10 protein-coding genes are annotated in these 9,637 nt (G+C 57.4%); 4 read left to right on the top strand and 6 right to left on the bottom strand.

Features of this window, described 5'->3' with window-relative positions:
- The first annotated feature begins 120 nt into the window (after positions 1-120).
- The gene (locus tag AC1XOS_RS15675; protein WP_481963163.1) at positions 121-333 is read left to right on the top strand and encodes a hypothetical protein; all 213 of its coding nucleotides are present in this window, start codon (positions 121-123) and stop codon (positions 331-333) included.
- A 63-nt stretch (positions 334-396) separates the two neighbouring features.
- On the opposite strand, the gene AC1XOS_RS15680 is transcribed toward AC1XOS_RS15675, so the two are convergent.
- Genes AC1XOS_RS15680 through AC1XOS_RS15690 form a run of 3 tightly spaced genes read right to left on the bottom strand, consistent with a single transcriptional unit; the run spans position 397 to position 2,419 of the window.
- Entirely contained in the window at positions 397-1,233 is an 837-nt protein-coding gene (locus AC1XOS_RS15680) for an SPFH domain-containing protein (protein ID WP_481963164.1), read from the bottom strand.
- Positions 1,230-2,165, bottom strand: a complete 936-nt coding sequence (locus tag AC1XOS_RS15685; RefSeq protein ID WP_481963165.1) for an SPFH domain-containing protein — start codon at positions 2,163-2,165, stop codon at positions 1,230-1,232. The genes AC1XOS_RS15680 and AC1XOS_RS15685 overlap by 4 nt, the downstream gene beginning before the upstream one ends.
- Positions 2,162-2,419, bottom strand: coding sequence for a hypothetical protein (locus AC1XOS_RS15690; protein ID WP_481963166.1), 258 nt, complete (start codon positions 2,417-2,419; stop codon positions 2,162-2,164). The genes AC1XOS_RS15685 and AC1XOS_RS15690 overlap by 4 nt, the downstream gene beginning before the upstream one ends.
- A gap of 175 nt (positions 2,420-2,594) precedes the next feature.
- Here AC1XOS_RS15690 and AC1XOS_RS15695 point away from each other — a divergent pair, with 175 nt between their 5' ends.
- Complete coding sequence (locus AC1XOS_RS15695; protein WP_309706681.1) at positions 2,595-2,990, top strand: response regulator transcription factor; 396 nt, start codon at positions 2,595-2,597, stop codon at positions 2,988-2,990.
- Positions 2,991-3,105: 115 nt separating this feature from the next.
- The gene (locus AC1XOS_RS15700; RefSeq protein ID WP_481963167.1) at positions 3,106-4,644 is read left to right on the top strand and encodes a trypsin-like peptidase domain-containing protein; all 1,539 of its coding nucleotides are present in this window, start codon (positions 3,106-3,108) and stop codon (positions 4,642-4,644) included.
- Positions 4,645-4,703: 59 nt separating this feature from the next.
- On the opposite strand, the gene AC1XOS_RS15705 is transcribed toward AC1XOS_RS15700, so the two are convergent.
- The 3 genes from AC1XOS_RS15705 to mdh all read right to left on the bottom strand — a co-directional run bounded on the left by AC1XOS_RS15705 (position 4,704) and on the right by mdh (position 7,811).
- The gene (locus tag AC1XOS_RS15705; protein ID WP_481963168.1) at positions 4,704-5,345 is read right to left on the bottom strand and encodes a hypothetical protein; all 642 of its coding nucleotides are present in this window, start codon (positions 5,343-5,345) and stop codon (positions 4,704-4,706) included.
- 56 nt (positions 5,346-5,401) lie between these two features.
- Complete coding sequence (gene hemW, locus AC1XOS_RS15710) at positions 5,402-6,532, bottom strand: radical SAM family heme chaperone HemW (RefSeq protein WP_481963169.1); 1,131 nt, start codon at positions 6,530-6,532, stop codon at positions 5,402-5,404.
- A gap of 334 nt (positions 6,533-6,866) precedes the next feature.
- The gene (gene mdh / locus AC1XOS_RS15715) at positions 6,867-7,811 is read right to left on the bottom strand and encodes a malate dehydrogenase (protein WP_481963170.1); all 945 of its coding nucleotides are present in this window, start codon (positions 7,809-7,811) and stop codon (positions 6,867-6,869) included.
- Positions 7,812-8,007: 196 nt separating this feature from the next.
- Here mdh and AC1XOS_RS15720 point away from each other — a divergent pair, with 196 nt between their 5' ends.
- Positions 8,008-9,444, top strand: a complete 1,437-nt coding sequence (locus tag AC1XOS_RS15720) for a DUF1501 domain-containing protein (RefSeq protein WP_481963171.1) — start codon at positions 8,008-8,010, stop codon at positions 9,442-9,444.
- Positions 9,445-9,637: the final 193 nt, after the last annotated feature.

Genomic DNA, 9,637 nt, shown 5'->3' on the forward strand with positions numbered 1-9,637 from the left:
GAACTTTAGGGTAAACTTTGTCGAATCTTGTAGACTCGATTGTGGAAGAGCGTAGTCAGGGTCATCGAAGACGCGTCTTGATCACGAGAGGGTACAACCTTTTAGGAATGGAGAATTATCATGGCATACGGTCATGTATCGAAAAAAAACGGGGTAACGTATTTCTTGCACGCACGTGTCACCCCAACAGCTAACGGAACGCGTACAATGTATTTCTTTGCTAAAGAAGTGAAGGCCGCTGACGATATTACCAAGGCACTGGATGCTGTTCCGGCAGGGTATCTAGTAGTTGAGAGTGAAGCGACGGGTCTGCCTCTTTTGAAGAAGGCGTAATCGCACTTTCTTTCTCAGTTTGTAAAAGAGCCTAGGAGCAAATCGCTCCCAGGCTCTTTTTGTTTACCGTCCTAGTGTGAGATCCGTGAAGGGGATGCGGCCATCTCCCGTGAGCGGGGCGACGCCATCCCACTTGGTAATGGCTTTGCGGCGTAGCTCAATTTTCTTCAGTGCGACGGCTTTATCCCCCGCTTCTCCGAGGAGGCGGTTAACTTCCGCTTGTTCTTTGGCCTTGGTCTGGATAGTCTCTGCCTCTACGGTGGCACGTTTTAAGGTCACTTGCGCGGTGTCGAGCTCCGTGCGAACGGAGATGCGCTCATTGACTTTTTGCTTGACTTCCTCAGGTGGGTAGACCTCACCGGTAAAGACATCATCTACCGTTAAGCCCCATGCAGCAAGCTTCGGAATCAGAATTGTCTTGACTCGCTGGCCGAACTGGGCGCGTTCTTTGCTGGTGAGTTCAAAGACACTTTTCTGACCGCCAACACTGTTGACGGCCCAGTTGGTGGCGGGGCGGATGAACTCTGTCTGGATTTGCTGAATGTCATTGGTACCGAAGTTTTTATAGACGGTCATTACATTGGCAGGGTCCACGTGGTAGCTTACCGTGACATCCACGGGAAGGATCGCCCCCTCGTTCGTGGAGCACTGGATGGAGTCGTTGCCTGCTCGCTCTGCGCCCCCGTGTCCGCCGCGTGTGTAGGTCGCGTTACGGATATTGGTGGGGTAGAGCACCAGGCGCTGGCGAGGAAGTACCCAGACCACTTGGGGCTTGAGGAGCTTCTCCTCGGTGCCACTCGCCGACGAAAACTTGACTCCGACTTGGGCGGGAGGAATCTCGCGGGCACAGCCGACCAGAAGCGGCAGAGCAAGAAGTATCAGTAAAGAAGAGCGTCTCATTGTCCATTTTCTCCTTGGGAATTTGATTTTGCGGCGGGAGCGGCTGCGCGGCGGTTGCTGAGAGCGGCTAGGGTGCTTCCATCGAGAATCATGGTCTGGTTTCCTCCGGCCCGGATCTCGGGGAGGTGGCCATCCCACTTCTCGATCGCTTCTTCATCAGCCTGGAGCTGGAGCTGTTCAAGTCCCTTGTCTTTGGCGGTGGCGCTGGTGAGCTGTGTGGCGGTCATTCGGGCCTGTGCGGTGATTACGTTGGTCTTGCGACTGACTTCGGCGATCTGTCTGCGGAGCACGGCAATATCGTACTCGGTGTACTGGTTGACACGCCGCGTGATTTTTTCTGCCGTCTCCGGAGCGGGAAAAGCTGTGAGGAGCATCAGGGAGTCTATGGAGATTCCATTGGTTGCCATGCGTTTTTTGAGCGACTCCGTGGCGAGCTGGCAGAACTCTTGGCGCTTGGGGCCCATGAGCTCAAAGACATCGTACTTAGGCCCAATCTCATTGACCACGTCTTTAATGGCGCGGCGGAGGTGATTGGCCTGGATAGTCTCCACATCAATGGGGCCGAAGCTATTGAAGACTTGGATGGCGCTCTCCTCACGAATTCGGTAGATCACGCACACATCAAATGTGGTGTTGGCATTGTCGCTGGTGGTGATTAAAATTCCATCAGCAACTTTCTGCTCCCCCTCCTCTACATCCTGGACGTACTTGGCGCTCATCAGCTTGGTGGGGAACACGTAGAGCCGCTGTCGCCAGCCAACAAAGACGCGTCCCGGCTTGAGCGGCTTGGGCTGCACCCCTGAGCTGGCATCGTAGAGAATTCCCACAAACCCGGCATCTATCCACGCCGAGCGAGACTCGATAAAGCCCCAGATCGCAAGCCCCGCGACCACCAAGCCGCCAAAACTTGCTGCGAATGTCTTAAATTTCATTTTTCTTGTCTTCCCAATGGAACCTGTTGTGGCTCTTGCGCCTCATCTTCGTGGAGGTAGATGCGTACTTCGCGCTCCGCTTCTTTTCGTTGCTCCACTTCTTTTTTTGCCTCAAGCTCCGCCCGGCGGTCTCGCTCTATCCAGGCGATAAAGTACCGTCCGGCTCGTCGAAGCTGAGCGCGGAGCGCCCACGCGAGAGCCCCTAAGACTCCTAGCGCGAGTAGCAAGGCTAGCAAGTAGGTTTCAAGTACCATGGAATCACTTTCTTCTTTTCGACCCGCACTCCACGGGGTCGGTTGCATCTCTGAAGATATTTAAGCAAAAATACGAACATCTCGCTAGAGTGCGAATGCCCATTGACGTAGTGTATCCCTATGGGATAAAATAGACGGCATAGGGTTTTTCCGCAGGAAAGGGTAAAACAAGAGTATGGCACGAATTCTGGCCGTGGACGATGAGCCCAATATCGTCCGATTGATTCAGGTGAACTTAGAGCGTATGGGCTACACCGTCGAGACCGCTAATAATGGCGTTCAGGCGCTGGAGAAAATTCATGCGAACCGTCCGGATTTGGTCGTCTCAGACGTCATGATGCCGGAGATGGATGGGTTTGAGCTACTGGCATCCATTCGTCGTGACCCGGCGCTGGCAGAGCTTCCGGTGATCATGTTGACCGCTAAGACCCAGGATAAGGATGTCCTACGTGGTTACTCGGGGGGGGCAGATATGTACCTCACCAAGCCGTTTAACCCGATGGAACTAATTTCCTTCGTGAAGCGTATACTACAGACATCCGCCGAGGGCGATGGGCGCTACAAAATCTAAGTGGGTCTCTCGTTAAAATGAGTCTCACAAGGCCCCCGCGTCTATTCGCGGGGGCTTTTTGTTTTTTTCGCGAATCTGAGGCAGCTGCCTCGTCTTACTGTGCGGAGGTTACTCAATGTCAAACCGAAGTCGTCTTTCGATTTTTGCTCTGACCGGCGGGCTTATCGCCTGCGCTGTCCCGTTTTCTGCTCGCCTCGTCGCACGCGAGCCTGCCGCTCGCTTGCAAGAAGGCCGTGATACCGCTCAGTCTCTGGAAGTTGCCTTCACGCAGCTTGCCGAGAGCATGGGGCCTAGTGCTGTCTCCATCAGCGCCGTGGCTGAGGTGCCTCGAAGCCGGTCGCCTTTTGAGCAGTTTCTAGGGCCAGATGCGCCACAGACTCCCGGACAAGGTCAGCGCCGTCGCCGTCCCAACACTCCAGCACCTGCTCCCGCTCCTGGGGCAAGTGGGGATGAGGCAGACGATACCGTTCTGCGTCCCGTGGGGGGCTCGGGGGTGATTATCCGTAGCGATGGCTATATCCTCACCAACGACCATGTGGTTGAGAAGGCCCGCGATGGGAAAGTGAAAGTCAAGCTCTCCAGTGGCGAGACCTTCACTGGCAAGGTCTTCCGTGACTCACGCTCTGACTTGGCTGTCGTGAAGATAGACGCGGGTCGCGCCTTGCCCGCGGTTAAGTTCGCCGACTCAGGGCGCATCAAAGTCGGACAGTGGGCCATCGCCATTGGCTCACCGTTTGGGCAAGACAACACGGTCACGACGGGAATTGTCTCTGCACTCCAGCGCAAGTCCACGATTGGTGGGCCGCTGGACGGGCGCTACTACCCCGAGCTGATCCAGACCGATGCTTCCATCAACCCCGGCAACTCCGGTGGGCCACTCTTCAATATCAAAGGCGAGCTGATCGGCATCAATGTCGGAATCGACACGCCTTCGGGGGGGAGTGTGGGAATCGGCTTTGCCATCCCCGCCAACACGGCGCGCCTTGTCTCGGAGCAGCTTATTGCCCAAGGCAAAGTGACTCGTGGCTTCCTGGGAATGAACCCCACGAATATCGAGCCTGAGATCAAGCAGGCACTGAAGCTCTCAGCGGGTGCCTATGTCTCCCAGGTCACAGGTGGAGAGCCTGCCGACATGGCAGGTCTGGAGCCGGGGGATGTGATTACCCGCTTTGGAACCAACGATGTCCGCGATGAAGTGAGCCTGCGCAATGCGATTGCGACCACCAAGCCGGGAACCAAAGTGCCGATTCTGGTGAGCCGTGCCGGTAAAGAGCTGACTCTGAGTGCAACCTTAAAGGAGCTACCTGATGAGCGCTCAGCCACAGCAAAAACAGCGACGAACCGAAAGCCGGCACAGCCGCTAGAGGCAACTCTGGAGCCACTGGATGCAGAGATTCGCACGGAGCTGAAGCTGGAAGAGGCCGTTAAGGGCGTTTTCGTGACGGAAGTCAAGAGCGGCACACCGACCGATGAGGCCGGGCTCTCGCGTGGCATGATTATCCAGAGTGTCAATGGAACCTCGGTCGCCACGGTTGAGGAGCTGAAAAAAGTGGCAAGCACCGTGCGCTCGGGTGGTATCGTGATGCTTCGCGTCCTGCTTCCCAGTCGTACGGGTAAGCCCAGCCGGGCCGCGATCAATGTGCCCGTGCCATAAGAAGCCCAAAAAAGCAAACCGCCGGGTCGCTTGCGACCCGGCGGTTGGTTTTTCTGAGCTTAGCGCCGCCGCTGCTGCCCCCCGCCTTGGCCAAACAGCCCTCGTCCACCAAGCGGACCCAAGCCACTGCCAGATCCAAATTGGCCGCCTTGGCCGAGCTGTCCTGTCTGGCCACCGCCGTGTCCTAGCAGGCCATTGCCTGAGGAAACTCCCTGACCTCCCCTCTGACGTGTGAACTGTGGGATAGTAATGATGCCCGGTAGGATTCCCGCGAGGTCTGCCGGATCGAGATAGGTCAGGTTGAGCCGCTCGTAGCGTTCGGTGGTGCTCGCAGGCTCGCTACTGATGGGCTCTGAAGTTGCCGAAGAGGCAGCAGGCACGGTGCGGGGCTTGACAACCAAGACGCCGTTCTCTTTGGTGTAGGTCAGGGGCAGTGAGCTTGCCCGCATGACGAGCTTAAGGGCGCTCTCAAATGGCTGATCCGAGATCTTGAGTGTCACAAAGCCTGCGACGGCATTGTCAATGATGTAGTTCTTGAGCCCCGCTTGCTTGAAGATCGCCTCCAGAGTGCTCCGAACAGGCGCATCCTGAAGGTCTACCGAGATGGCCGGATCGTTTCCTGATAGCTGTGCCAAGACGGGGCGTGGAGCCGCCGCTAGGGTAAGCGAGAGTGCGATTGTTGCAATAGTACTGAATTTCATACGAGTCTCCTGTGTGGTGAAGTTATTTAGTAGGACTCTTGCTTTGGCGACTATCTTCAAAGAAAAGCGGACATGGCCTCACTGGCGAGAAAAAGTCCCTTGGGCTCCGTAAGTCGCAGGTGATCTCCGACGCTCTCTACCAAGCCTTGCGCCATGAGAGTTGCAATCGCTTCTGCCCAGCGCTCCTCGGCACGCACGCCAAAGCGCTGTGCAAACGCCTCCAGATCAACTCCCTCGGCGAGGCGCAAGCCCAGCATCATGGTCTCACCCATGGTCTCGTCTTGCGAGAGCTGCTCACTCTCACAAATCAGTGGCTTTCCGCTCAGTGCCGCGTCAATATAGGCCGACGGGCGACGGATATTGACCGAGCGTACGCCGTCTAAGTAGCCTGTTGCGCCCGCTCCAAAGCCGTAGTAGCTCTCGTTGCGCCAGTAGAGACGGTTGTGGCGGCAGGCAAAACCGGGGCGTGCGTAGTTGCTGACCTCGTAGCGCCTCAGGCCCGCTTTTTGTGCCCGCTCCAGCGCTCGCCCAAACATCGTCGCCTCCGCGCTCTCGGCAGGGAGGGGGAGCTTGCCACGCTCGCGCCGAGCAAAAAACGGGGTGCCTTCTTCCACGATAAGGCCGTAGATCGAGAGATGCGGGACTTCGAGCTCTAGCGCGGTTGCCAGCGTGCGCTCAAAGTCCGCGACGGTCTGGCGGGGAAGGCCAAACATCAGGTCGAGGGAGAGGTTCTCAAAGCCCGCTGCTCGGGCGTGCTTCAGCGCGGTTTTCGCATCGTCGCCGCTGTGCTCGCGGTCAATGAGCTTGAGTAGCTTATCGTTGAAGGTCTGGACGCCAAACGAGATCCGGTTAAAGCCCGCCTCGCGAAGCTTTGTCAGATAGCGCTCGTCGGCATCGGCAGGGTTTGCCTCCAGCGAGACCTCGGCTCCCGGCGCAAGCGGCAGGAGCGCCAGAATCTGCGCTAGGGCCTCGGCAGAAAGCTGTGTGGGCGTGCCTCCGCCAAAGAAAACGGTCTGCAAGCCCCCCCCGCCCCCCAAATTGGGGGTGCTAATCTCTATCTCGCGGCAGAGCGCCTTGACATACTGCGCCTTCGTGCCGTCTTTGTAGCCCGAGTAGGCATTAAAATCGCAGTAGCCGCACTTGCGGGCACAGAAGGGGATATGAACATAGGCTCCCGATGGGGTCATAGAGAAAGCGTATCACACGTCGGGGAGGGACAGTGTTGATAGCCAGCTTTGGAGCTGCGTTATCTCTTGAAATCCGACCCGCCGTGCGAGCTCTTGGCCTCGCTGAAAGACCAAGACCGTGGGCGTGTTTTGGAAACCCAGCTCCCGGTAAAGCTCAAAGTTCGCTTCCAGATCGGCAGCTCTGTATTGCGGACTTTATTTGCGCTTGCTCGGAAGGACATGATTTATTCGTCGAAGAGCCTTTTTCACGCGCCAAAAACTACGGATGGGCATTTGGGCCTCCTAAGAAAAAAGCCCACTCGAAACTTTCGAGCGGGCTTCCTGACTATGACGTCTACCCGAAGATGTTGTACTTCTCTTGGAGCACATCACACGACGAGCGCACGAGGGCGGCGGACTTGGCGACGCCTGCTTTCTCTTCGTCGGTGAGGGGCACTTCGATGATCTTCTCGATGCCGTTTGCACCGAGCATGGTTGGGACACCGAAGAATGTGCCGGAGACGCCGTACTCGCCCTCTAGCAGGCAGGAGCAGGGGAGGATGCGCTTCTTGTCCTTGAGGATCGCCTCGACCATCTCGACGGTGGCGGCGGCGGGAGCGTAGTAGGCAGAGCCTTTTTCGAGCAGCGCGACGATCTCCGCGCCGCCTTTTTTGGCACGCTCGACAATGGTGCTGAGCCTGTCCTCGGGGATGAAGTGGGTCACCGGGATGCCCGCCACAGTCGTGTAGCTGGGAAGTGGCACCATTTCGTCGCCGTGGCCGCCGAGCAGCATGGCTTGGATGTCCTCCACCGAGCAGCCGATCTCTTTGGCTAAGAACGTCCGGTAGCGTGCGGTGTCTAAGACGCCGCCCTGGCCGATGACGCGGTTCTTCGGGAAGCCCGAGACCTTCCATGCCAGAGTCGCCATGGTGTCCATGGGGTTGTTGACGATTAGCACGATCGAGTTGGGGGCGTACTGCTTGATCTTCTCAACATTGCTGGCCGTGATATCTGCGTTCACGGCCACTAAATCTTCACGGGTCATGCCGGGCTTGCGAGGCGCACCCGACGTGAGAATCACAATGTCGGAGCCTTCCATCGCGGCGAAGTCATCGCCACCCGTAATATCCAGATCGTAGCCCTCGACCGGCCCCGCCTGGAGCAGGTCAAGTGCCTTGCCCTTGGCGACACCGCCGAAGATATCAATCAAAACGACGTCAGCTAATTCTTTGGAGGCGATCCAGTGAGCACAGGTTGAGCCGACAAAACCCGCACCGATAATCGAAACTTTCTTGCGCATAGCGGTTTATTGTACCTTCAAATAGGATAAAATTGATGCATATTCACCGTTGGACGGTTGAACGGATAATCGGGCGGCGATTCACGGACGGGCGGCTAAAGCGGCCCGCTGTTGCGGCAAGGAGGCTAAAGCCCCCTCAGGCCCATTTATGGGTCTTGCCGCAACAGCAGGCTCATTTATGTGCCTGGGAGAAATAATGAGCGATCATTTTTGTAAGCGAACACGACGAGAGTTTCTGTGGGAGGCCGGGGCGGGCTTCACGGGGCTCGCCCTCAGCGGGATGCTGGGTATGGACGGCTTCCTGCCCAAGCGAGCCGAGGCTAACACTGCCTCCCCCAATCTTGGGGGCGGGGGGGGGGCAAAGAAAGCCAAGAGCGTCATTTTCTTGTTCATGTACGGTGGTCCGTCGCAAGTGGACACGTTCGACTACAAGCCCGAGCTGGTCAAAGGCGACGGCAAGACCGTCAATATCAAGAGTTTTCGCCAGGCGGGCAAGACCATTCCCCTGACCCTGATGGGGCCGAAGTGGAAGTTCAAGCAGTACGGCCAGTGCGGCAAGTACGTCTCCGATTTGTTTCCTAACGTCGGGGCCATGTCCGATGACATTGCGTATCTACACTCCGTCTACTCCGACTCCCCGATCCACGGCTCCGCGATGCTCCAGATGAACTCGGGCAAGATCCTCTCGGGCTCGCCTAGCCTGGGAACCTGGGTCAACTACGGCCTGGGCTTCGATGCGAAAGAGCTTCCCGGCTTTGTCGTGATGCTCGACACCACGGGCGGCCCGATCTCCGGTGCGAAGAACTGGGCCAGTGGCTACATGCCCGCCAAGTTCCAAGGAACCGTTCTGCGCTCCGCAGGCGACCCGATTCTAGATCTCTCCCGTCCGCAGGGCATGGCCCCCGAGCTCCAGCGCGAGCTGCTCAATGCCATCGGTGATCTGAACCAAGCGCACCGCAAGCCCCGCGAGGACAACTCGAATCTGGCGGCCCGTGTCGCCAGCTACGAGCTTGCCTTCCAGATGCAGCGCACCGCCCCTGAGGCCGTCGATATTAGCAAGGAACCGGACTCTATCAAAGAGCTTTATGGCCTCAACGACGCTGCGACCAAAGATTTCGGGTTTCGATGTTTACTGGCCCGGCGCATGGTCGAGCGCGGCGTCCCATTTATCCAGCTCTATGCGGGCGGCGGCAATACGGACTTTCTGAACTTCTGGGATGCGCACGGCAATCTTGTCCCCAACCACAACCGCAATGCTGGGCGCGTGGACAAGCCGATTGCGGGATTATTAAAAGACCTCAAGCAGCGCGGCCTCTTAGATGAAACTCTGGTCGTCTGGGGCGGAGAGTTTGGGCGCACCGCGCATGCCACCGGAGATGGCCGCGACCACAACTCCTACGGCTTCACGATGTGGATGGCAGGCGGCGGCATTAAAGGCGGAGTCAGCTACGGCGAGAGCGACGAGCTCGGTTATGCGGCGGCGGTCAACCCCACTCCCGTCAAGCGCGTCCACGCCACGATCTTGCATCAGCTCGGCCTCGATCCCAATAACCTCACGTATTTCTACGGTGGGCTGAGCCAGAAGCTTGTTGGGGTAGAAGGCGCAGAGCCGATTAAAGAGATCATTGCTTAAACGTGATAAATCCGTCATAGCGCGTAGGGATTTTAAAATAAATTCTCACCTTACGCAGTGCCGAGTTGATAAAATGGGTTTGGCCCCATGACGGCCTGAAAAGCCCATGACGACTTCGCGCCTACTCGACCTCTACACGGACTATCTGCTCTGTTCCTTCGGGCAGACAACAGCCACCGGACTTGCCGCATTG

The sequence above is a fragment of the Armatimonas sp. genome (assembly GCF_964826245.1).

Bases quoted from the DNA above. Each gene is read 5' to 3' on its own strand.
- AC1XOS_RS15675 (WP_481963163.1), top strand. From the start codon at position 121: ATGGCATACGGTCATGTATCGAAAAAAAACGGGGTAACGTATTTCTTG.
- AC1XOS_RS15680 (WP_481963164.1), bottom strand. From the start codon at position 1,233: ATGAGACGCTCTTCTTTACTGATACTTCTTGCTCTGCCGCTTCTGGTC.
- AC1XOS_RS15685 (WP_481963165.1), bottom strand. From the start codon at position 2,165: ATGAAATTTAAGACATTCGCAGCAAGTTTTGGCGGCTTGGTGGTCGCG.
- AC1XOS_RS15690 (WP_481963166.1), bottom strand. From the start codon at position 2,419: ATGGTACTTGAAACCTACTTGCTAGCCTTGCTACTCGCGCTAGGAGTC.
- AC1XOS_RS15695 (WP_309706681.1), top strand. From the start codon at position 2,595: ATGGCACGAATTCTGGCCGTGGACGATGAGCCCAATATCGTCCGATTG.
- AC1XOS_RS15700 (WP_481963167.1), top strand. From the start codon at position 3,106: ATGTCAAACCGAAGTCGTCTTTCGATTTTTGCTCTGACCGGCGGGCTT.
- AC1XOS_RS15705 (WP_481963168.1), bottom strand. From the start codon at position 5,345: ATGAAATTCAGTACTATTGCAACAATCGCACTCTCGCTTACCCTAGCG.
- hemW (WP_481963169.1), bottom strand. From the start codon at position 6,532: ATGACCCCATCGGGAGCCTATGTTCATATCCCCTTCTGTGCCCGCAAG.
- mdh (WP_481963170.1), bottom strand. From the start codon at position 7,811: ATGCGCAAGAAAGTTTCGATTATCGGTGCGGGTTTTGTCGGCTCAACC.
- AC1XOS_RS15720 (WP_481963171.1), top strand. From the start codon at position 8,008: ATGAGCGATCATTTTTGTAAGCGAACACGACGAGAGTTTCTGTGGGAG.